This is a genomic window from Streptomyces sp. NBC_01352 (assembly GCF_036237295.1).
GTDB lineage: Bacteria > Actinomycetota > Actinomycetes > Streptomycetales > Streptomycetaceae > Streptomyces > Streptomyces plumbiresistens.
In genome coordinates this window covers 2353131-2375336 of the sequence record NZ_CP108354.1, presented here as the reverse complement: position 1 = coordinate 2375336, position 22206 = coordinate 2353131, and the positions used below count along the sequence as shown (strand labels likewise).

General features: G+C 69.6%; 17 protein-coding genes. 9 read left to right on the top strand and 8 right to left on the bottom strand.

Annotated features, from left to right (window positions below; translation table 11 throughout):
- The first annotated feature begins 166 nt into the window (after positions 1-166).
- The 3 genes from OG252_RS11190 to OG252_RS11180 all read left to right on the top strand — a co-directional run bounded on the left by OG252_RS11190 (position 167) and on the right by OG252_RS11180 (position 2408).
- Positions 167-1255: an ADP-ribosylglycohydrolase family protein gene (locus OG252_RS11190; RefSeq protein WP_329335626.1), complete on the top strand. Its 1089-nt coding sequence runs from the start codon at positions 167-169 to the stop codon at positions 1253-1255.
- Between the two features lie 98 nt (positions 1256-1353).
- Positions 1354-1659, top strand: coding sequence for a 4a-hydroxytetrahydrobiopterin dehydratase (locus OG252_RS11185; RefSeq protein ID WP_266450063.1), 306 nt, complete (start codon positions 1354-1356; stop codon positions 1657-1659).
- A gap of 5 nt (positions 1660-1664) precedes the next feature.
- Positions 1665-2408: a class I SAM-dependent methyltransferase gene (locus tag OG252_RS11180; protein WP_266453029.1), complete on the top strand. Its 744-nt coding sequence runs from the start codon at positions 1665-1667 to the stop codon at positions 2406-2408.
- Here OG252_RS11180 and OG252_RS11175 read toward each other — a convergent pair.
- A complete protein-coding gene (locus OG252_RS11175) occupies positions 2377-2853 on the bottom strand; it encodes a hypothetical protein (RefSeq protein WP_329335624.1) in 477 nt (158 codons plus the stop codon). The two genes, OG252_RS11180 and OG252_RS11175, sit on opposite strands and share 32 nt — an antisense overlap.
- Positions 2853-3329, bottom strand: a complete 477-nt coding sequence (locus OG252_RS11170; RefSeq protein ID WP_329335622.1) for a hypothetical protein — start codon at positions 3327-3329, stop codon at positions 2853-2855. The genes OG252_RS11175 and OG252_RS11170 overlap by 1 nt, the downstream gene beginning before the upstream one ends.
- 39 nt (positions 3330-3368) lie before the next feature.
- On the opposite strand from OG252_RS11170, the gene OG252_RS11165 reads away from it, so the two are divergent.
- Both OG252_RS11165 and OG252_RS11160 read left to right on the top strand, forming a co-directional pair.
- Positions 3369-4325, top strand: a complete 957-nt coding sequence (locus OG252_RS11165; protein WP_266450068.1) for a helix-turn-helix transcriptional regulator — start codon at positions 3369-3371, stop codon at positions 4323-4325.
- 41 nt (positions 4326-4366) lie between these two features.
- Positions 4367-6265, top strand: a complete 1899-nt coding sequence (locus OG252_RS11160) for a rhamnogalacturonan lyase (protein WP_266450069.1) — start codon at positions 4367-4369, stop codon at positions 6263-6265.
- A gap of 62 nt (positions 6266-6327) precedes the next feature.
- Here the strand turns inward: OG252_RS11160 and OG252_RS11155 are convergent, their stop codons facing one another.
- Both OG252_RS11155 and OG252_RS11150 read right to left on the bottom strand, forming a co-directional pair.
- Complete coding sequence (locus OG252_RS11155; RefSeq protein WP_329335617.1) at positions 6328-8985, bottom strand: cellulose binding domain-containing protein; 2658 nt, start codon at positions 8983-8985, stop codon at positions 6328-6330.
- A gap of 246 nt (positions 8986-9231) precedes the next feature.
- The gene (locus OG252_RS11150; protein ID WP_329335615.1) at positions 9232-12150 is read right to left on the bottom strand and encodes a glycoside hydrolase family 48 protein; all 2919 of its coding nucleotides are present in this window, start codon (positions 12148-12150) and stop codon (positions 9232-9234) included.
- Positions 12151-12401: 251 nt separating this feature from the next.
- On the opposite strand from OG252_RS11150, the gene OG252_RS11145 reads away from it, so the two are divergent.
- Both OG252_RS11145 and OG252_RS11140 read left to right on the top strand, forming a co-directional pair.
- A complete protein-coding gene (locus OG252_RS11145; RefSeq protein WP_266450075.1) occupies positions 12402-13901 on the top strand; it encodes a cellulase family glycosylhydrolase in 1500 nt (499 codons plus the stop codon).
- A 47-nt stretch (positions 13902-13948) separates the two neighbouring features.
- Entirely contained in the window at positions 13949-15658 is a 1710-nt protein-coding gene (locus OG252_RS11140) for a glycoside hydrolase family 6 protein (RefSeq protein WP_329335612.1), read from the top strand.
- A 41-nt stretch (positions 15659-15699) separates the two neighbouring features.
- Here the strand turns inward: OG252_RS11140 and OG252_RS11135 are convergent, their stop codons facing one another.
- Positions 15700-16470, bottom strand: coding sequence for a phytanoyl-CoA dioxygenase family protein (locus tag OG252_RS11135; RefSeq protein ID WP_329335610.1), 771 nt, complete (start codon positions 16468-16470; stop codon positions 15700-15702).
- 149 nt (positions 16471-16619) lie between these two features.
- Here OG252_RS11135 and OG252_RS11130 point away from each other — a divergent pair, with 149 nt between their 5' ends.
- Both OG252_RS11130 and OG252_RS11125 read left to right on the top strand, forming a co-directional pair.
- Complete coding sequence (locus OG252_RS11130; protein ID WP_329335607.1) at positions 16620-17525, top strand: class I SAM-dependent methyltransferase; 906 nt, start codon at positions 16620-16622, stop codon at positions 17523-17525.
- Between the two features lie 142 nt (positions 17526-17667).
- Positions 17668-18369, top strand: coding sequence for an SDR family oxidoreductase (locus OG252_RS11125; RefSeq protein ID WP_329335606.1), 702 nt, complete (start codon positions 17668-17670; stop codon positions 18367-18369).
- A gap of 13 nt (positions 18370-18382) precedes the next feature.
- Here OG252_RS11125 and OG252_RS11120 read toward each other — a convergent pair whose 3' ends face one another.
- From OG252_RS11120 to OG252_RS11110, 3 genes are all read right to left on the bottom strand, one after another.
- Complete coding sequence (locus tag OG252_RS11120) at positions 18383-19084, bottom strand: glycoside hydrolase family 75 protein (protein ID WP_329335604.1); 702 nt, start codon at positions 19082-19084, stop codon at positions 18383-18385.
- 213 nt (positions 19085-19297) lie between these two features.
- The gene (locus OG252_RS11115; protein ID WP_329335602.1) at positions 19298-20134 is read right to left on the bottom strand and encodes an aldo/keto reductase; all 837 of its coding nucleotides are present in this window, start codon (positions 20132-20134) and stop codon (positions 19298-19300) included.
- A gap of 139 nt (positions 20135-20273) precedes the next feature.
- Positions 20274-22100 carry an AMP-dependent synthetase/ligase gene (locus OG252_RS11110; protein ID WP_266450088.1) on the bottom strand — a complete coding sequence of 609 codons (1827 nt, stop codon included), beginning with the start codon at positions 22098-22100 and terminating at the stop codon, positions 20274-20276.
- Positions 22101-22206 lie beyond the last annotated feature (106 nt).

The following is a 22206-nucleotide window of genomic DNA, read 5'->3' as shown; positions in this document are numbered from 1 at the left end:
AACGGCCGCAGTCGACGAGAAGTCGCAGCGGCAGACCGACGACAGTCGGCGGACAACCGTGACGAAGAAGGCGAACGACCGTAGTCGAGATACCGGCGACTGTAGACAATCAACGATCAACGATCAGCAATCGACAGTCGTCCGTGTTCAGTTGAGGAGTGGGTGCATGAGCTGGCCGCCGAAGCCGACCTTGGAGACCGCCGCGGTGTACCGCGCCAGAGTGCGAGGGTGCCTCCTGGGCGGGGCGGTCGGCGACGCCCTCGGCTATCCCATCGAGTTCTCCTCCCTGGACCGCATCCGCGTCTCCCACGGCGAGCGCGGGGTGACGGGGTTCGTGCCCGGCGCGCACGGCGTGCTGGGCCGGATCAGCGACGACACGCAGATGACCCTGTTCACCGTCGAGGCCATCATCCAGGCCCACGCACGGGAACGGGAGAAGGGCATCGGCGGCGGCTGGGCCGTGCTGCTGCGCCAGGCGTACGAACGCTGGCTGGAGACCCAGACGAAGCCGGGCCCGGAGCAGGCCGCACCGGCACACAGCGGCGCTCCCGCCGGGGGTCTGATCAGCGAGACCTGGCTGTACTCCCGCCGCGCCCCCGGCAACGCCTGCCTGTCCGGAGTCGCCCAGATGTACGCCCCCGACCCGTGGCTCGAACTCGACGGCAAACCGGGTCAGGTCAACCCCGACTCCAAGGGCTGCGGCGCGGTGATGCGCTCGGCCCCCTTCGGACTCGCCGCCCCCGCCGACGCTGCCTTCGCCATGGCGGCCCGCGGTGCCCAGATCACCCACGGCCACCCCACCGGCTACTACGCGGCGGGCGCGTTCGCCGCGATCGTGGCGCATCTGGTCGCCGGGGACTCCCTGGAGGGCTCGGTACTGCGCGCCCTGCGCGAGCTGGAGCGCCACCCGGGTCACGAGGAGACCTCGGCCGCGCTGCGCCGGGCCGTCGACCTGGCCGCGGAGGGGGCGCCGACCGCGGAGAAGGTCGAGTCCCTCGGCGCGGGCTGGGTCGCCGAGGAGGCCCTGGCCATCGGCGTCTACTGCGCGCTCGCCGCGACCGGCGTGGAGGACGCCCTGCTCCTTTCCGTCAACCACTCGGGCGACAGCGACTCCACCGGCTCCATCTGCGGCAACCTCCTCGGTGCCCGGCACGGCGACGTCGGACTGCCGCACGTCTGGGTGGAGCGGGTCGAGGGCCGCACCCGGATCGCCGCGCTGGCCGACGACCTCGCGGCCGAGTGCGTCCCCGGCTGACCATCGGGAACCCTCCTCACCAGGCCTTGACCAGGGCCCAAGCGGCCCGGCTGTGGCAGGCTGAAGACGTACCCCGGCATCCAGGAAGGAGCGCGGCCATGCCCGTGGAACCGCTGTCGCAGAAGGAGATCGAGGACCGGCTCGCGGAGCTGCCGGGCTGGTCGCTCGACGGGGACCGGCTCGCCCGTTCCTACCGGCTCGGCACGCACTTCGCCGCCACGGCGATGGTCGTCCACATCGCCCAGGTCCAGGAGAAGCTCGACCACCACTCGGATCTCACCCTCGGCTACAACACCGTCTCCCTCACCGTGAACACCCACAGTGCGGGCGGGGCCGTGACCGAGCTGGACTTCGAGCTAGCGAGGAAAGTGGAGGCGCTCGCCCCCGGCCACGGAGCCCAGTGACGCAGGTGCTGGACTACGACAAGGAGGCCGACGCCTACGACGCCACCCGCGGCGGCGAGCCCAGAGCCGCCGCGGCCGCCGACGCGGTCCTCGGCCTGGTCCCCGCCGCCGCCCGCCGCCTCCTGGACGTCGCCTGCGGCACGGGGATCGTGACCCGGCGCCTGGCGGCGGCCCGGCCCGCTCTGCGGGTGACGGGCGCGGACCTGACGTACGGGATGGCCCGGATGGCGGCGGGACGGCTGCCCGGGGCGATCGTCCTCGCGGACAGCCGTCGGCTGCCGTTTCCCGACGGGACGTTCGACGCCGTCACCAGTGTGTGGCTGCTGCATCTCCTCGACGGCCCCGGCGAGGTCCGGGCGGTCGTCGCCGAGTGCGCCCGCGTACTGCGGCCCGGCGGCGTGTACGTCACCACCGTCGACAAGGCCGCCGCACACGACGTGGGCAGCGACATCGACGCGGTCCTCGCGCCGCGCCCGCGCCGGCCGGCCCAGGACGCCACCGCGACCGTCACATCGTATGCAGTCGACAGCGGACTGGATTCGGCCGGCCGGGCCCGCTTCCCCGGTCTCGGCCAGGGCCGCAGCCCACGCAGTACGGTCGCCGACCTGCGGCGCGGCTGGTTCACGCGACTGCCGCCGGGCGATCCGCTCGCCGAACGGTTCGCCGCGCGGCTTCAGGCGCTGCCCGACCAGGACCGGCCGCGCCCGGACCCCGTGTTCACGGTGCTGGCGTTCCGGAAGGCCGACTGAAGTCCATGGACCAGTTGGTCACCCAGGTGGCCCCGCCGTCCACCGAGAAGGCCTGCTCCCAGCGGGCCGTGGTGGCGGAGATCCCGGACCACACGAACCGCACCCGCACGTCCTTCCCGTCGTACGTGTCGTCGCCGTAAAACTCGCCACGGCCGCCCTCGAAGCGGCCGGTCACCGGCGGGAACAGCTTTCCGCTGCGGCTGGAGGACCAGTTCAGCGACCAGCGTTCGTTCTCCCGGTCGAAGAGCCGCAGCGTCAGCCCCTTCGACCCCAGGTGCGGCATGTCGATCTCGTCGATGTTCGCGGCCCCGTCGAACAGGCTCCAGCAGCGGCTCGTCGCCCCGAACTCCTCCCAACCGCTGTCCGGGTCGAGGAAGTCGGTGCGGCGGCGGTGGCGGACCTCCCACTCGCCGTGGAGGAAGTCGAAGTCGCGCGGGCTGCTCATCAGCGGTCTCCAGTGGTTCCGGCGGGCAGTGAATCGGTCAAGTAGGCGCCCAGGTCCGGGACTTCGGGGGTCAGCAGGTGCCGTACCCAGGCGTCCCGTTCGTGCAGGATCGGCGGCAGCTCCCAGACACAGCCGATCCACGGCAGGTCCGGCGTGACGAAGTGCGTGGGGTCGCTGTCCGGGCAGCCGAGGACGGGCTCACCCGCCGCGGCGCCCCGGAAGTGCAGGACGTTGTCCCACACCCAGCTGTACGCGTTCAGATAGGCACCGTCGTCACCGCCCCGGTGCAGGACGACGAAGGTCGCCGGCGGCGTCCCGTCCGGCTTCGGCAGCAGCTCCGGCAGGATCTCGTACGCCGCCTTCGCCACGTCGGGTGCGATGCCCGCCGGGTCCGCGGTGACGTGGTAGCGCTTGATGTGCCGCCCCGCCACCTCGATCGGCGGTGGCACGGTCAGCAGTTTCTCCGTGAAGGCCATGCCGCGACGCTAGGGCGACTTCACTGACATCCTGTGTCAGTGAAGTCGAGTCGGCTGGTGTCCATCATCCTGTTGCTCCAGACCCGCGGGCGGATGACCGCCGCCCAGCTCGCCGGGGAACTGGAGGTCTCCGTCCGCACCGTCTACCGGGACGTCGAAGCACTCAGTGCCGCCGGCATCCCGCTGTACGGCGACGCGGGCCACGCCGGCGGCTACCGCCTCCTCGACGGCTACCGCACCCGCCTCACCGGCCTCACCGAGGGCGAGGCGCAGGCCCTGTTCCTCTCCGGAGCCCCCGGTCCCGCCGCCGACCTCGGGCTCGGTTCCGTCCTGGCCGCCGCCCAGCTCAAGGTCCGCGCGGCCCTGCCGCCGGAACTGCGCGCTCAGGCCGACCGGATCAGCGGCCGCTTCCACCTCGACGCGCCCGGCTGGTACGCGGACGAGGACGAGACGCCGTACCTGTCCGCAGTCGCCGACGCGGTCTGGAACAACCGCATCCTGCATATTGCATACCGTCGTTGGCGTACACCCACCGACGTGGAGCGCCTCCTCGAACCGTACGGCCTGGTCCTCAAGGCAGGCCGCTGGTACGTCGTCGCCGGCCCCGGCCCCCGCACCTTCCGCGTCGACCAGATCCTCCGGCTCACCACCACCGACGAGGAGTTCGTCCGCCCCGACGACTTCGACCTGACCGCGTACTGGACGGCGTACCAGCGCGACTTCCATGCCCGGCTCCGGCAGGGCGAGGCGGTGGTGCGCCTGGCGCCGGGCGTACGGCTCGCCGGGCAGCCGGAGACCGGTGGACGTACGGACGACGACGGCTGGACCGTCGTCACGGTCCCCATCGAGTCCCTCGACCACGCCCACACCGAGTTCCTGCGCCTGGGCACCGGCATCGAGGTGCTCGAACCGCCCGAGCTGCGCGCGAAGCTGGCCCGGACGGTCGCCGAATTGGCCGAAACATACGGCAACGCCGGTGCGCGCGGCGGCGACTGAGGAGGAACGGAACACGCCCGTCCTCCCAGGAGGTTCGCACCGTGCAGAACCCGCACCCGCACCCGCAGCCGTCCCCGCGCAGGCACCGCAGACGTCGAGCGCTCCTCTCGGCGGCCACCGCCGTCGCGGCCCTCGTCGGCGCCGGACTCACCACGACACTCGGCAGCGACACCGCCGAGGCCGCCACCGCCCGCCAGGTCGAGAAGCTCGACCGCGGTGTCGTCAGCGTGCACACCGACAGCGGCAACCTGGTCAGCTGGCGCTGGCTCGGCACCGACCCGAACGACGTGTCCTTCAACGTCTACCGGGCCGGCACCAAGGTCAACTCCGCCCCGATCACCGGCTCCACGAACTACTTCCACTCCGGCGCGCCCGCCCAGGCCGACTACACGGTCCGGGCGATCGTCGGCGGCGTGGAGCAGGCCGACTCCGTCCATGCCGTCCAACTCCGCACCGGCTACAAGGACGTGCCCATCACCCCGCCCGCCGGCGGCACCACCCCCGACGGCGTCGCCTACACCTACGAGGCCAACGACGCCTCCACCGCCGACCTAGACGGCGACGGCGCCCTCGACTTCGTCCTCAAGTGGAACCCGACCAACGCCAAGGACAACTCCCAGTCCGGCTACACCGGCAACACGTTCATCGACGGCGTCAAGCTCGACGGCACCCGCCTGTGGCGCATCGACCTGGGCCGCAACATCCGTTCCGGCGCCCACTACACGCAGTTCCAGGCGTACGACTACGACGGCGACGGCAAGGCCGAGCTCGCCATGAAGACCGCCGACGGCACGAAGGACGGCACCGGCGCGGTCATCGGCAGCTCCTCGGCCGACCACCGCAACTCCAGCGGCTACGTGCTGTCCGGCCCCGAGTACCTGACCATGTTCAACGGCCAGACCGGCAAGGCGATGCAGACCGTCGACTACGTGCCGGCCCGCGGCACGGTCTCCTCCTGGGGCGACTCGTACGGCAACCGCGTCGACCGCTTCCTCGCCGGTACGGCGTACCTGGACGGCTCGCGCCCGTCCCTGATCATGGCGCGCGGCTACTACACGCGCACGGTGATCGCCGCCTGGGACTGGCGAAACGGCGCCTTCACCCGCCGCTGGACCTTCGACACCAACTCCTCCACCAACAGCGGCAAGGGCTACGACGGCCAGGGCAACCACAGCCTGTCGATCGCGGACGTCGACGCCGACGGCAAGGACGAGATCGTGTACGGCGCGATGACCGTCGACGACAACGGCGGCGGCCTGTGGACGACGAAACTCGGCCACGGCGACGCGGGCCACGTCGGCGACCTCAATCCCTCCCGGGCGGGCCTGGAGTACTTCAAGGTCTCCGAGAGCACCGGCCAGCCCGGCTCCTGGATGGCCGACGCACGCACCGGCTCCCTCTTGTGGCAGACGGCCTCCGGCGCCGACAACGGCCGCGGAGTCGCTGCCGACGTCTACGCCGGCAGCGCGGGCGCGGAGGCCTGGTCCGCCTCCGACACCACGCTGCGCTCGGCGACCGGCGCCTCGCTCGGCCGCGAGCCCTCCAGCATCAACTTCCTGAGCTGGTGGGACGGCGACCCGGTCCGCGAACTCCTCGACGGCACCCGCATCGACAAGTACGGCACCTCCGGCGACACCCGCCTGCTGACCGGATCCGGCGTGCACTCCAACAACGGCACCAAGTCCACGCCGTCCCTGTCCGGTGACATCCTCGGCGACTGGCGCGAGGAGGTCGTCTGGCCGACGTCGGACAACACGGCCCTGCGCGTCTACTCGACCCCGATCGAGACCGGCACCAAGATCACGACCTTGCTGCACGACACGATGTACCGCACGGCACTGGCCTGGCAGAACACCGCATACAACCAGCCGCCGCACCCGAGCTTCTTCATCGGCAACGGGATGGCGACGGCACCGAGGCCGACGGTCTACACCCCGTGAACGACGGTGGGTGCGTGCCTCCTCGGGAACACGCACCCACCGCACCTCGGTCCTCCCGCCCGTCAACTCACCGTGCAGATCCGGTCACCCAGCTTGAAGGCCGCCGGTTTCGTGTTCGTGCCCGACCAGCTCCCGGTGAAGCCGAAGCCCACCGACGAGCCCGCCGCCACCGTGCCGTTCCAGCCCACGTTCTTCGCCGTCACCGCCGAACCCGACTGCGCGTACTCGGCGTTCCACACCTGCGTGACCTTCTGCCCGTCCGGGAACGTCCAGCCGAGTGACCAGCCGTTCCAGGCGGTCGATCCGGTGTTGGCCAGCTGGACGTCGGCCTGGAAGCCGCCCGACCACTGGTTGGTGACCTTGTACGTCACCGTGCAGGCGCCGGTCGGATTCGGGTCGGGACCCGGTCCCGGATCCGTTCCGCCACCGGTGTCGGAGCTGTCGCCGTAGATGACGCCGCGACCGTTCGTCGCCACGTACACGCGGCCGTACACCCGCGGGTCACCGGTGATCGTCTCGCCCGTCCAACCCCACTGGTGGGCATCGTCGTTGACACGGGTCCAGGTCGCGCCCTTGTCGGTGGAGCGGAAGATGCCGCGTACGCCGCCGATCTTCGCGCTGGTGAAGAGCGTCTGGTACGACGCCCCCGTCGCCGCCTTGCCGAAGCCGATCGTGTCGGCCTGCTCGACGCCCGAGAGCTTGGCGAAGGTCGCGCCGCCGTCCGTGGAGTGCCACAGCCCGTAGGCGCCGTCACTCGCACCGCCCGCCAGCCACACGTCGCCCTTCGTGCCGGGCAGCGCCTTGAACCGCACGCTGTCCCCGGCGGGCAGACCCATGGCCGAGGACGCGGTGAAGGTCGCGCCGCCGTCCGAACTGACGTAGAACTTCCCGGACTTGAAGCCGTAGAAGGTCTTCGGGTCGACCCGGTCCGACTCGACGATCGCGCCCGCCGGGATACCGCTGGACGCGGCCCAGGACGTACCGAAGCCCGTCGTGTAATGCACCCCTGCGCCCGCCGGGCTCCACACGAAGCCGCTGCCGTCGGCCGCCGCCGCGACCGTCCCGCCGCCGCTCACGCCCGAAGGGTCGCTCCCCGCGAACCAGTTGGCGCCGTTGTCCGTCGAGAACGCGATGTGCGGACCGGAGTCCAGGTTGCCGACCCGGACCACCGTGTTCGGGTTGCTCTCGGCGAAGTCCAGACTCGTCGTGGAGGTGAAGTTGGGCGAGGTGAACATCATCGCCGGGACCTTGGTCAGGTCCGTGTGCCGGAACCCGCCGATGTCGCCGAGGGCGCTGAGCAGCGGGGCGCCCGAGGGCGGCGACGCCAGGTCGAGGACCGCCGTCTCCTCCAGCCCCTGCACCATCGGCCTGATGGTGAACTGGCTTCCGCTGTCCCAGCCGGTCAGGTTCTCCGTGCCGTAGACCGTCGCCCCCGTCCCGTACAACATCCGGTCGGAGTCGAACGGGTCGATCTCCAGCGACTCGGTCATCCAGCCGAGCTTCGGGGCCTGCTCGGGCGGCGAGGGGTTCGCGCCCCAGGTCAGCCACGGGGAGGACGACACGTCCATCGTGTAGCGGTTCGAACGGGTGGGATACGACGTGTAGTCCCACGCCTTCGTCCAGGTCCCGCCGCTGTCCGTGGAACGGAAGATCTGGGTGTCCGGCCACCAGGAACTGTATGCGGTGGCCATGACGGTGCCTGGCTTCTGCCGGTCCACCGTCAGCCCGCTGAAGCCGTAGTAGGTGTCCGCCTCGGCGACCGGGCTGATGTCCGTCCAGGTGCCGGTCGCGGTCGCGTACCGCCACAGCCGGCCCTTGCCACCGTCGTAGGGGCCACCCTTGTCGCTGTATGCGATGTACAGATAGCCGTTTTCGGTATCCAGTACACCCTTGTGCGCGAGGTATCCCGTCGGCTGTCCGGCCAGCCGAGACCAGGTCGCGCCCGCGTCCGTCGAGCGGTACACCGCGTTGTCCTTGTCGGCGACCCCGACGTAGATCGTCTTCGTCGCGCTCCCCGACGTACCCGTCGACTCGTCGAAGGTGACCCAGGTGACGCCCTGGTTGTCGCTGGCGTAGCCGCTGGTGTCGGTCGGATCCTGCGCGTAGTTGCCGACGTTGGGGAAGCCCGCCACCTGCGACCAGGTGACACCGGAGTCCGTCGACCGCCACAGGCCCTTGCCGCTCGGCGCGCCCAGATACAGCACGCTGTTCCTGTTCGGGTCGACGGCCAGACGCTCACCCATGCCCCGGCCGGGCATGTTGCCGCCCAGCTTGAAGGGCAGATCGGTCTTCTGCCAGCTGGCGCCCCGGTCGGAGGACCGGAGCACGGCCCCGTTTCCCGGATCCCAGCTGTTCGTGTACGTGCCGACGGCCGCGTACACCTTGTCGGGGTCCACGGAGTCCGAGGCCAGACTGGCCACGCCCGTGTGCCCCCAATTGTCCCAGCCGACCGAGTCCAGCAGGGGCGTCCAGGTCTTCGTCGACCCCTGCCAGCGGTAGGCACCACCGATGTCGGTGCGGGCGTAGGCGAGGTCCTTCTCGGTCCGGTTGAAGACGATGCCGGGGACGAAGCCGCCGCCGTCGACACGCGCGTTCTTCCAGGTGTAGGTGTCGGCGGCGATCGCCGGCTGCGCGGGGTCGGCGGCGAGTGCGGGCGGGGTGCCCGCGAGCAGGCCGGCCGCCAGTGCCAGCACGGTCGTGAGGATGCGGGTTCTTCGCACGGTGGGGGACCTTCCTTTCAGGAGGGGAGCGTGCGAGAACCGGGCGGCCCCCAGTGCGGGTAGGGACCGCCCGGCCGGATGGCCTCGTCGTCAGGTGACGAGACCGCGTACGCGGAGCTTTCAAGCGGTTCCGGAGAAGCGCGGTGAGCTACCGCGCCCCTTCAGGGGCGCGGGGAACTGCGCGACCAGCCACACACGGCCCGCAGCCGAAGAACACCGCCCTTCCCGCGGAGCGCTTGGCGGGGGCTATTCGAGGAGCTCCGCGTACGAGGCCATGGCCAGGGCGATGTCCGCCTGGGCCCAGAACCGGTGGTACGTGAAGGAGGGCGCGGCACCGCCCGCCAGGTAGGCCTCGATCTTCGACCAGGCCGGGTCGTCCTCGTAGAACGAGCGGATGGAGTCGAAGGTCGAGGACGCGTTGATGGCGTCGCCGTTCGGCATGGTGCCGGTCCAGCCGCTCGGGACGGTCACGGCGTCGTCGAAGCGGTTGTAGTCGGCGCGGGTCTCCGGGACGGCGATGCCGAGGTCGTCCTGGTAGTTGTCCCACATGCCGTCGAGGAGGGCCTTGGCCGTGGTCGCGGCCTGGGTGTCACCGGAGCGGTCGGCGTAGTACGTCAGGGTCTTGGCGTACGCGGCGGCCACACCGACGTCGTTGGTGTAGTCGGCGACGGTGACGTGCAGGCCGCTGTTGGCACCGGGGTTGGTGGCGTTCCAGGTGTCGGGCTGGCCCGACCACTGGAGCGTCGAGGGGATCAGATAGGTGCCGTCCGGGTTGACCGTGGTCTTGGACAGCGCCCAGTCGACCCACTTGTCGAGGACCACCTTGGCGTCCGCGTCCCCCGTCTGCTGGTAGTACTCGGCCACCCGCTCCATCGACCACGCCTGGAAGCCGAACCACTGGTTGGACGGCGGGTCGTGGTAGACGGGCTGCTGGTCGTAGTACATGCCGTAGAACGTCGACTTCCCGGCCGGCGGCGGCGCGTACCGGCCCGCCCAGCTGTTGGTCGCACCGCCCGCGATGGCGCCCTCGTCCGACTGCAGCCAGCGGTAGAACTCCAGCTGCCGGTCGAGCGACTTGGCCCAGTCGGCCTGCCCCGTCGCCGACTTGGGCTTCAGGTCGGCGTAACTGCTCAGCGCGTACGCGGCCAGCGGGTTCTGGTAGCCGCCGTGCGCGTGGCTGGAACCGATGCGCCAGGACCAGCCCGCCGAGGTGTCGGTGGCGCCGCCCCAGGCGTAGTACCAGGACATCAGGTACATCGAGGCGTCCTTGCCGGTGCCGGCCGCGCAGGTCGACGGCCCGACACAGTTGCCGACCTTCTTGAAGTACTTGTCGTACATGGAGTAGCGCAGGTAGTCGCCCATCTTCGCGGCCTTGCCGACGGTCGCGGAAACGTCACTGCCCTTGCCCTGTTCCTTCGCCCAGATGTCCGCCCAGTACGCGGCCTGCACGGCCCGCGCGTCGGCGTCCGGGGCGTTGGTGAACTTCCACTGCTTGGCGTACGAGGCGTCACCCGTGAACAGGTCCAGGTAGCCGTTGGTCCCGCCGTACTTGAAGGCGTCGCAGGTCGGCTGCGGCACCGTCTCCCACACCGACTCCTGCGCGCCGCGCTGGAAGGTGTTGATGTACGACGGTCCGGCGTCGGTCGGACCCGCCTCGCACTTGCCCGGCGAGTTGCCGTAGCCGTAGACGTTGTCGACGTCCTGCAGCCAGTGCATACCGTAGACATCGTCCGTACCGTATGCAGTCTTCAGTTCACCGGCGATCGGATCCGATCCGACCGGGACCGACGCGTCGAGTTTCGCCGGGTACTCGCCCGGCGTGTCCAGCTCGGGCGCGTACGTCGCCGGCTTCGACGCGTTGTAGAAGGAGTTCGTCGGCTGGTCGGCGTGGGTCGGGATCATGAACTTCTCCATGATGTCCCAGGCGCCGTTGAACTTGGTCCAGTCGCCGGTGACCTTGCCGTACATGGCCTGCAGCCAGAGAAGATAGCTGTACGCCTCCGACGTGGTCTCGTGCCCGTGGTCCGGGGCCTCGACGATCAGCGTCTCGACCGAGTGGTAGGGGATGCCCTCGGGGGAGAAGTAGCCGCTGGCCGGGTTGGTGATCTTGCCGTACAGCTCCAGGAACCGGGCGTCGTACGCCTTCGACGCCGCGATCTGCGTGACCGTCACCGTGGACTTCCCGTGCCCGGCGGCGGTCGACTCGAAGGTCGCCGCACCGGTGCCGGAGGCGTCGGCCGTGATGGTCACCTTCTGCGCGGTGTTCCAGTTCGACGGGGTGAAGGTGAGCGACGCCCCGCCGGTCACCGACAGACCCGAATTGCCGCCGGTGCGGGCGGTCGTGACGGTCACGTTGGCCGACGGCTGGGTCGACAGCTTCACGTCGAACGTGCCCGTCTTGCCCTGCTGGACGGCCAGTTGGTTGGTCGAGGCCACCACCGTGGGACCCGCGGCGACCGTGATGCCGACCGGTGTGGACTCCGCGGACGCGCCCAGACTGTCGTACCCCTTCGCGAGGAGCGAATGACTGCCCACGGTCAAACTTGAGGCCGAAAGAGAGTACGGCGCCGTCGTGTCCGTGCCCAGCAGTGTGGTGTCGTCGTAGAACTCCACCTTGCTGATCGTCGCGCCGTCCGCGGCCGCGGCGGTCGCCGCGAGCGGAACCGGGTCACCCTGCGTGTAGACCGCGCCCGCGGCCGGGCTGGTCAGCACCGTGATCGGGGGCTGATGCGCCCCCGTGCAGCTGGTGCCGTTCACCGCGAAGTCGGTCGGATTCGCGTTCGTGCCGCTGTAGGTGAACTGCGCGCCGGTGGAGACGGCGGCACCGACGGCGATCGTGCCGTTGTACGACGCGTTCTTCACCGTGATCGCCTGCCCGGACTGGGACCAGGTGCCGTTCCAACCGCTGCCGCTGAGCTTCTGGTTGCCCGCGTAGCTGTACGTCATGGTCCAGCCGGCGATGGGGTCCGTGCCGCGGTTGGTGATCGTCAGGTCCGCGGTGAAACCGGAGCCCCAGTCGTTCGTCCTGTAGTCGACGCTGCACTGAAGTGCCGCCGCTTGTGCGGGAGTTGAACCCGTACCCAACATCGTGAAAGGCAGTGCCAGGGCCGCCACGACGGCGGTCCATAACCGCCGAGCGGTCCGGCGTCTTGCTCTGGGAGGCATGTGCTGGTTCCTCCTTGCGGCTCGGAGATGTCAAGGCTTGAACCAGTGGGAGCGCTCCCATAGTGGGGACGGGGGTGAGAGGGGTCAAGGTGCTTGAAGAGTCGAAAAGATTCGACAATCGGCGTTGAGGGAAAGTCAGTAACTCCTCTGTTCTTTACCGTCACTTGGCGCTAGCTTCGTTGACACCAGTGGGAGCGATTCCATCAGTCGACGCGTCCGTCACGACGCGCCCGAACTGCAAGGACTCGCTCATGCGACACCCCCCGCGTTCAGTACTTTTAGCCGTCGCCGGCGCGGTCGCCCTAGTCGGGTCCGTGACGGTGCCGGTGGTCACGGCCTCCGGAGCCGCACCCGCCTGCACGGTGGAGTACTCCGTCACCAGCCAGTGGGACACCGGCTTCCAGGGCGCCGTGAACATCACCAACAACACGGCTGCCGTGAGCAGTTGGAAGCTGACCTTCGACCTCGCGAACGGCCAGAAGGTCGGCCAGGGCTGGAACGCCAAGTGGTCCCAGTCCGGTACGACCGTCACCGCCGCCAACGAGAGCTACAACGGCTCGCTCGGCACCGGCGCGAGCATCAGCGCCGGGTTCCTCGCCACCTCGTCGGGGAGCAACGCCGTACCGACGTCGTTCCGGTTGAACGGCACCACCTGCAACGTCGACGCCGAACCGTCGCCCACCCCGGATCCGACCGGTCCGACCGACCCGACCGATCCGCCGGATCCCGGTGACGGCACGGCACCTGTCCTAAGCGCTGTGGGCAACAAGCTCGTGGACGCCGAGGGCGACACCCGCCGCATGCTCGGCGTGAACCGGTCCGGCGGCGAGTTCATGTGCGTGCAGGGCCGCGGCATCTTCGACGGGCCGGTCGACGACGCCTCCGTCAAGGCGATCGCCGACTGGAACGCCAACACCGTCCGTATCCCCCTCAACGAGGAGTGCTGGCTGGGCCTGTCCAACATCAACCCGGAGTACGCCGGCGCCCACTACATCAACGCCGTCAAGGACCTGGTGGCCAAGGTGAAGGCCAACGGCATGACGCCGATGCTCGAACTGCACTGGACCTACGGCCAGTACACCGGCAACTCCGCCGGCTGCGCCGACGTGCACGCCAGCTGCCAGAAGCCGATGCCCGGCATGCAGTACACCCCGTCCTTCTGGACCTCGGTGGCCAACACCTTCAAGGACGACCCGACCGTCGTCTTCGACCTGTTCAACGAGCCCTACCCGGACCGTGCCACCCCCACGACCAGCCAGGCGTGGCAGTGCTGGCGGGACGGCGGCACCTGCCCCGGGATCGGTTATGAGGTCGCCGGAATGCAGGATCTTGTAGACAGTGTCCGCAATACCGGTGCCAAGAACCTGATCCTGGCCGGCGGGCTCGCGTACTCGAACGACCTGAGTCAGTGGCTCGCCCACAAACCCACCGACCCGGCGGGCAATCTCGCCGCCGCCTGGCATGTGTACAACTTCAACACCTGCTCCAACGAGAGCTGCTTCGACGCCACGCTCGCCCCGGTCGCCGCCCAAGTACCGCTCGTGGCCGGAGAGATCGGCGAGAACACCTGCTCACACGGCTTCGTCGACCGGGTCATGAAGTGGTTCGACGACCGCGGTCTGTCGTACCTGGGCTGGACCTGGAACACATGGAACTGCTCCACGGGTCCCGCGCTGATCACCAGTTACGACGGTACGCCCACGGCGTACGGCATCGGGCTGCGCGACCATCTGCGCGCCCTGAACGGCTGACAACTCCCGCAACCGAGTCACCCGCAACCGAGAAGGAACCCGCACTCATGAGTCGTACCAGAACCGCGATACTCGCTGCCCTGGCGCTGGTCGCCGGGGCCTCAGGGACGGCGTTCGCCGTCGTACCGGGGGACGTCGGCGCCGCCGCCGTCCCGTGCACCGTCGACTACCAGGTGCAGAACCAGTGGGACACCGGCTTCACCGCCGCCGTCACCGTCACCAACAACGGCGCCGCCAAGTCGAGTTGGGCGCTGAAGTGGTCGTACGCCGGAAACCAGAAGGTCACCAGCGGCTGGAACGCCAAGCTCAGCCAGAGCGGCACCGCCGTCACCGCCGCCAACGAGTCCTACAACGGCACGCTCGCCACCGGCGGTTCGGCCAGTTTCGGCTTCCAGGGCACCTACAGCGGCACCAACGCGATCCCGGCCACCTTCACCCTCGACGGTGTGACCTGCAACGTCGACGACGGCGGCGGCGGCCCCACCGATCCGCCGGACCCGACCGGCCCGAAGGTCGACAACCCGTACTCCGGCGCCAAGGTGTACGTGAACCCGGAGTGGTCCGCGAAGGCCGCCGCCGAGCCGGGCGGCAGCCGCATCTCCAACCAGCCGACCGGCGTCTGGCTCGACCGCATCGCCGCGATCAACGGCGTCAACGGCGGCATGGGTCTGCGTGACCACCTCGACACGGCGCTTACACAGAAGGGCTCCGGCGAACTCGTCGTCCAGCTGGTCATCTACAACCTGCCCGGACGTGACTGCGCAGCCCTCGCCTCCAACGGCGAACTGGGCCCGACGGAGATCGACCGGTACAAGACGCAGTACATCGACCCGATCGCCGCGATCCTCGCCGACCCCAAGTACGCCGCGCTGCGGATCGTCACGACCATCGAGATCGACTCGCTGCCCAACCTCGTCACCAACACCGGCAGCCGGCCCACGGCCACCCCGCAGTGCGACGTGATGAAGGCCAACGGCAACTACCAGAAGGGCGTCGGCTACGCCCTGAACAAGCTCGGCGACGCGCCCAACGTCTACAACTACATCGACGCCGGACACCACGGCTGGATCGGCTGGGACGACAACTTCGCCGCCAGCGCGACCGTGATGAAGGAGGCGGCGACCTCCGAAGGCGCCACCGTGAACGACGTCCACGGCTTCATCACCAACACGGCCAACTACAGCGCCCTGAAGGAGAACAACTTCACCATCAACGACAACGTGGCCGGCAAGTCGGCCCGCGAGTCGAAGTGGGTCGACTGGAACCGCTACGTCGACGAGCTGTCCTTCGCCCAGGGCTTCCGCAACCAGTTGGTCACGACCGGCTTCAACTCCGGTATCGGCATGCTGATCGACACCTCCCGCAACGGCTGGGGCGGCACCGCGAGGCCCACCGGACCGGGTGCCACGACCACCGTGGACACCTACATCGACGGCGGCCGCTACGACCGTCGCATCCACATCGGCAACTGGTGCAACCAGTCCGGCGCCGGCCTCGGCGAGCGTCCGCAGGCCAACCCGGCCACCGGGATCGACGCGTACGTGTGGATGAAGCCCCCGGGCGAGTCCGACGGTTCGAGCCAGTTCATCGAGAACGACGAGGGCAAGGGCTTCGACCGGATGTGCGACCCGACCTACACGGGCAACCCGCGCAACGGCAACAACCTCTCCGGTGCTCTGCCGAACTCCCCGCTGTCGGGGCACTGGTTCTCGGCACAGTTCCAGGAGCTCATGAAGAACGCCTACCCGGCGCTGTAGCACCCTGGGCGCCTGTAGCACCCTGAAATGATCCGCCGGGGTCAGCCTTCGCGGGCCAGACCCCGGCGGATCGCGAACTCCACCGCCGAGTAGTCCCCGTCCGCCCGCTCCAGCTCGTAGGGCACCGCCGGACACAACGGCGGCTGCGCCATGAAGCGGGGGCGGGTGCCGTGGTGCGGCTGGGCGGCGTGCACCACGAAGGGATGGCACAGGTAGACGTCGCCAGGGCGGCCGGTGGCGTACGCGAGCGGGCGGTGCGCGGAGGCCGCCGCCACCTTCGGTCCCAGCTCCATGAAGGAGGCGCCCTCTTCGCCGTACGGCTCCAGCACCGGCGGTACGTCGAGATGCGAGCCGATCCTGATGCGGGTCGGGGCGTCGGCCTCGGTGACCTCGCTGAACAGGAACAGCGTCAGCAGCGCGCGGTCCCTCGAGCGCAGGTTCGTGTGGTAGTTCGCGGCGCCCTCGGGGAGGTAGCTCCCCTCGATGTGCCAGCCCGCGTCGTCGGGTTCCTCCGCGTGCGGGAACCTCAGCGGGAAGCTGCCCAGCGAATAGCGGGGCTCCCACCGGCCCTCGCCGACCAGCAGGTCGAACGCCTCATGCAGTACAGGGGAGTTGGCGGCCGCCGCGAACGGCCCCTGCGCCATGCCCGCCACCCAGCGCACCGGGTCCTTCCAGGTGGCCGGGTCCTCGGCGTCGTATCCCGTCTCCCGCCACAGCAGCCGGGTGCAGTCCTCGGCGACGCGCGGCGGAAAGGCGCCCTCGATCCTCACGAACCCGTCCTCGAGGAAACGCTCCACCAGCTCGTCGTCCATACGGCCATCGTGAGTGATCCGCCGCGCAGGGCGCACCCCATTTTTCCGATACCGATTCCGGCGACGTTTTTGCTGTGGTGGCAACAGTGGTGGCCCTCGCGCGGTGCGTCGGCGCACGCTGGCCGCATCCTGACGAGAGGCTGACGTCCATGGCGCACCACGACCACGACCACGATCCGCACCACCACGGTCCGGACCACGCTCACGGCCACAGCGACATCGACTGGAACGAGATGGCACCGCTGCTGGAGAACCAGGCGGAGCTGTTCACGCCCCTGTACGAGCGGGCCCTGGCGTGGCTCGGCCACAAACAGACCGAGCCCGGGCTGATCGTCGACGCGGGCAGCGGACCCGGCGTCGTCTCCTGTCTGCTCGCCGATGCCTTCCCCGGCGCCCGTGTCGTCGCCGTCGACGGCACCGAACCGCTGCTGGAACGGGCCCGCGCCCGGGCCGTCCGGCTCGGCGTCGCCGATCGTTTCGACACCCTCGGTGGTGAACTCCCTGGCGCCCTCGATGACTTGGACTATCCCGCAGACCTTCTGTGGGCCAGTCGGAGCCTGCACCATCTGGGCGATCAGCGCGCCGCCCTCGCCGCCTTCGCGGCCCGGCTCGCGCCCGGCGGCACGCTCGCACTCCTGGAGGGCGGCCTGCCCACCCGGTTCCTGCCCCGCGACCTCGGCGTCGGGCGGCCCGGGCTGCAGGCGCGCCTGGACGCGGTGGAGGAGGAGTGGTTCGCGCAGATGCGCGCGGACCTGCCCGGCGCGGTCGCCGAGACCGAGGACTGGCCGGCGCTGATGAGGGCCGCGGGCCTCAGGCCGACCGGCACGCGCAGCTTCCTGCTCGATCTGCCCGCACCGACCACGGACCGGGCCCGCGCCTATGTCGCCGCGTTGCTGACCCGCCGCCGTGACGTCATCGGCGACCACCTCGACGCCACCGACCGAGCCACGCTCGACCGGCTCCTCGACCCCGAGGACCGGGCGAGTGTCCACCGACGGCCGGATGTGTTCCTGCTCGCGGCACATACGGTATACACCGCTGTGCGTACGGAGTGACGCCGACTGTATGCAATCAACATTGGCCCGGTCGGGCGTAGATCGAACCCCACCCGGCACCCTTGACTTCGAGAGTGCTCCAAGTGATGGACTCCCCGGCAGCGACACCAACACAAGCGCCATCGAAGACCCAGGGGGAACCATGACCGACTCTCCGGTCACGCTCATCACCGGCGGCGGCAGCGGTATCGGCGCCGCGGTCGCCCGGCGGCTGCTCGACACCGGCCACCGCGTGGCCGTCACCGGCCGCGGCGAGGAACGACTGCGCGGCTTCGCCGAGGAACTCGGCCGTCCCGACGGTCTGTTGACGCTCGTCGGCAACGCGGCGGAGTATGACAGTATCCAGTCGGCTGTCGACCGTACACTCAAGGAATACGGTCGACTGGATACAGTCGTCGCCAATGCCGGCTTCGCCACCCACGACTCCGTCGCGGACGGCGACCCCGCCGGATGGACCGAGATGGTGCTGACCAACGTCCTCGGCCCCGCGCTGCTCATCCGCGCGTCGATCGACGCCCTCAAGGAGACCCGCGGCCGGATCGTGCTGGTCGGCAGTGTCGCCGGGTTCGTGCCGACGCCCGGCAACATCTACGGGGCGACGAAGTGGGCGGTGACCGGTCTTGCCGAGAACACCCGTCGGCAGGTGACGGAGTTCGGGGTCGGCGTGACCCTGATCGCGCCCGGCCGGGTGGAGACCCCGTTCTGGGACGGCTACGGAAGCCTGCCTCCCGGGCAGTTGCTCACCTCCGACCAGATCGCCGACTCCATCGTGTGGGCCATGGGCCAGCCCGCCGGTGTCGACATCAACACCGTCGTCGTACGGCCGATCGGGCAGCCCAACTGACGGGATCCGCCTGTCAGTTGTCGCGGAGGAACCGCTTCGCCAGCCGCTCGCCCTCGGTCACCGCCGCTGTGTGGCTCTCGATGGGGGACACCTGGGAGTTCTTGAAGAGGATGTAGGTCACCCCGGAGGCCGCGCCGCCCGTCGCCGGGTCCGGGTTGAGGCCGAGGGCGCGTGCGGTGGCGTACGACGCCTCGCCGATGATCTTCGTGGGGCCGGTGTCGCCGACGACGGCGTACTGCACCTGCCTGCCGTGGATCACCGCGACCACGCCGCCGCCCTTGATGCCCGCGCGGGCATGGTTCCAGATGCCGCTCACCCCGGGGACGACGACGTACGGCAGGGTGTCGGAGCGCAGGGGCCTGCCGTCGGACTGGTGGAAGGCGGTGTCGGGGTGGAACGACGGGTCGGTCCGCTCGTTGCACTTCGCGGTGCGCCGGCCGTCGCAGTCGATGTCCATGTCGGCCTTCCAGAACACCGCTCCCTTTGTGCCGCACACCGGGACCGTGGCCCGGCTGCCCGTGTCGGTGCGGTACCTGCCGTGGGAGATCTGAGTGCAGGACTTCACCTTCGCGAGCAGGTCGGCCGCGCCGACCGAGCCCTCCCGGGCCGACGTCGGGTGCGAGGTGCCGTGGGCGCTCGCGGAGAGCGGGGGCTGCCCGGCAGCCAGCAGAGCGGCGGCGGAGAGTGTGGTGAGGGTCAGTGTCCGGAGGTGCACTGCGAGGGACCCTTCTGCGGGGAATCGGTAGGTAAGTCCGTTAAATAACGTTTAATGACGTTTAATAACGTGTCCCTACCATGTGGGTCCGCGGCCGTCCGCCGACCCGGCCGCGGCCTCCCCCGCCCGGGTGGCGCACATGGCCGCGCCCCGGGACCGGCACCACCGAGGTGGTATCGGTCCCGGGGCGCGAGCGAGCCGGGAAGGGAAAGGTCAGCCGGCGTCGAACGTCGCCGGGTCCGGGCCCAGACGACGGTCCTCGTTCAACGCGCTGATCGCCGCCAGGTCCTCGGTGTCCAGGCTGAAGTCGAAGACCTCGAGGTTCTCCTTGATCCGGGACGGGGTGACGGACTTCGGGATCACGACGTTGCCGAGCTGGAGGTGCCAGCGCAGCACGATCTGGGCCGGGGTGCGGCCGTGCTTCTGGGCGATGGCGACGATCGCCGGAACCTCCAGGAGACCCTTGCCCTGGCCGAGCGGCGACCAGGCCTCGGTGGCGATGCCCTGCTCGGCGTGGTACTCGCGCAAGGCGTGCTGCTGCAGGTGCGGGTGCAGCTCGATCTGGTTGACCGCCGGGATGACGGACGTCTCGGCGATCAGACGCTCGAGGTGCTCCGGAAGGAAGTTGGACACACCGATGGCGCGCACCCGGCCGTCCGCGAGGAGCTTCTCGAACGCCCGGTAGGTGTCGACGTACTTGTCCGCGGACGGCAGCGGCCAGTGCATCAGGTACAGGTCGAGGTAGTCCAGGCCGAGCGTGGCCAGCGACGTGTCGAAGGCGCGCAGCGTGGAGTCGTATCCCTGGTCGCTGTTCCAGAGCTTGGTGGTGACGAAGACGTCCTCGCGGGGGACTCCGGAGGCCGCGATCGCCTTGCCGGTGCCCTCTTCATTGCCGTAGATCGCCGCTGTGTCGATGCTGCGGTACCCGGCCTCCAGCGCGGTGGTGACCGCCTGCTCCGCCTCGTCGTCCGGCACCTGCCAGACTCCGAAGCCCAGCTGGGGCATCTCGACGCCGTTGTTGAGGATGATCGGGGGGACCTTGCTGCTCACGAGCTCGTGATCCTTACGGTTGTCGTCAGGTGGTACCACCATCGTCAACGATCACGAGCCGTTATGCATTCCTGACCGGAGAATCAGTAGGAATCGGCAGAATCAGGCGGAAACGGCCGGAGTGTGCCGGTATCGAGCCTCATGCCCGGTACAGCGCCTCGACCTCGCTCGCGTACGCGTTCTCGATCGCCTTGCGCTTCAGCTTCAGCGACGGGGTCAGCAGGCCGTGTTCCTCGGTGAAGGGCTGGGCGAGGATGCGGAACGTGCGGATCGACTCGGCCTGCGAGACCTGTGTGTTGGCGGCGACCACGGCCCGCCGTACCTCCGTCTCCAGGTCCGCGTCGCGCACCAGCTCGGCGGGCGACATCCGCGGTTTGCCGCGCATCGTCAGCCAGTGCTCGACGGCCTCCTGGTCGAGGGTGACCAGGGCGGCGATGTAGGGGCGGTCGTTGCCGACGACGATGCACTGGGCGACCAGCGGATGGTCGCGCACCCGTTCCTCCAGCTGGCCGGGGGAGACGCTCTTGCCGCCGGAGGTGACCAGGATCTCCTTCTTGCGGCCGGTGATGGTGAGGTAGCCGTCCTCGTCGAGGGAGCCGAGGTCGCCGGTGGCGAGCCAGCCCTCGTGCAGGGTCTCGTCGGTGGCCTTGGGGTTGTTGAGGTAGCCCTGGAAGACGTTGTCGCCGCGCAGCCAGATCTCGCTGTCGTCCGCGATGTGCACGGTCATGCCGGGGATGGGCTGGCCGACGGTGCCGTAGCGGGTGCGCTCGGGCGGGTTGGCGGTGGCGGCGGCGGTGGTCTCGGTGAGGCCGTAGCCCTCGTAGATGTGGACGCCCGCGCCCGCCCAGAACAGTCCGAGCCTGCGGTCCATCGCCGATCCGCCCGACATCGCCTGCCGGATCCGGCCGCCCATCGCGGCCCGCACCTTGGAGTAGACGAGCTTGTCGAAGAGCTGGTGCTGCATGCGCAGCCCCGCCGAGGGGCCGGGCCCGATGCCCCAGGCCTTCGCCTCCATGGCGTCCGCGTACTTCACGGCGACATCGACGGCCTTCTCGAAGGCGCCGGCCTTGCCCTCCTTCTCCGCCTTGCGGCGGGACGCGTTGAACACCTTCTCGAAGATGTACGGGACCGCGAGGAAGAAGGTCGGCTTGAAGGCGGCCAGGTCGGGCAGCAGGGCGGCGGCGTTGAGCTGCGGCTGGTGGCCGAACTTGACCTTGCCGCGGATCGCGGCGACCTGCACCATCCGTCCGAAGACGTGCGCGAGCGGCAGGAACAGCAGGGTCGCCGCCTCGTCACCCTTCTTGGAGTGGAACACCGACTCCCAGCGCTCGATGACCGTGTCCGCCTCGTACATGAAGTTGCCGTGCGAGATGACACAGCCCTTGGGGCGGCCGGTGGTGCCCGAGGTGTAGATGATCGTCGCGGTCGAGTCGGGGGTGACCGCCTGCCGGTGCCGGTGCACCACCTCGTCGTCGAGGTGGGCGCCGGCGTCGTACAACTCCTGGACGGCGCCCGCGTCCAGCTGCCACAACTGGCGCAGTTGCGGCAGCCGGTCGATGACGGTGGCGATCGTCATGGCGTGGTCCTCGTGCTCCACGACGGCCGCCGTGCACTCGGAGTCGTACAGCATCCAGAAGCACTGTTCGGCCGAGGACGTGGGATAGACGGGCACCACCTGGGCGCCGATCGTCCACAGGGCGAAGTCGAACAGGGTCCACTCGTAGCGGGTGGGGGACATGATCGCGACGCGGTCGCCGAAGCGGACGCCCTGGGCGAGCAGGCCCTTGGCGAGGGCGAGGACCTCGTCGCGGAACTCGGCGGCGGTCACGTCCCGCCACTGCCCGGTGTCGTCCTTGCGGCCGAGCGCGATGTACAGCGGGTCCTCCTGCGCATGCCGGAAGACGACGTCGGCCAGACCGCCCACCGGCGGTGCCAACGCCAACGGAGGGTTGGTGAACTCGCGCAATCCCCGCTCCCCGCCTCTGGTGACGCTCCGCACAGCGCCGTGAAAGCTACCCCACGCGAGGAGCGGGCGGGAGGGGCGCGGAAATCGAGCAGTGCTCACGTATGCA

Coding starts and splice junctions, on each gene's coding strand:
- OG252_RS11190 (WP_329335626.1), top strand. CDS start 167: ATGAGCTGGCCGCCGAAGCCGACCTTGGAGACCGCCGCGGTGTACCGC.
- OG252_RS11185 (WP_266450063.1), top strand. CDS start 1,354: ATGCCCGTGGAACCGCTGTCGCAGAAGGAGATCGAGGACCGGCTCGCG.
- OG252_RS11175 (WP_329335624.1), bottom strand. CDS start 2,853: ATGAGCAGCCCGCGCGACTTCGACTTCCTCCACGGCGAGTGGGAGGTC.
- OG252_RS11170 (WP_329335622.1), bottom strand. CDS start 3,329: ATGGCCTTCACGGAGAAACTGCTGACCGTGCCACCGCCGATCGAGGTG.
- OG252_RS11150 (WP_329335615.1), bottom strand. CDS start 12,150: ATGCCTCCCAGAGCAAGACGCCGGACCGCTCGGCGGTTATGGACCGCC.
- OG252_RS11145 (WP_266450075.1), top strand. CDS start 12,402: ATGCGACACCCCCCGCGTTCAGTACTTTTAGCCGTCGCCGGCGCGGTC.
- OG252_RS11140 (WP_329335612.1), top strand. CDS start 13,949: ATGAGTCGTACCAGAACCGCGATACTCGCTGCCCTGGCGCTGGTCGCC.
- OG252_RS11135 (WP_329335610.1), bottom strand. CDS start 16,470: ATGGACGACGAGCTGGTGGAGCGTTTCCTCGAGGACGGGTTCGTGAGG.
- OG252_RS11130 (WP_329335607.1), top strand. CDS start 16,620: ATGGCGCACCACGACCACGACCACGATCCGCACCACCACGGTCCGGAC.
- OG252_RS11125 (WP_329335606.1), top strand. CDS start 17,668: ATGACCGACTCTCCGGTCACGCTCATCACCGGCGGCGGCAGCGGTATC.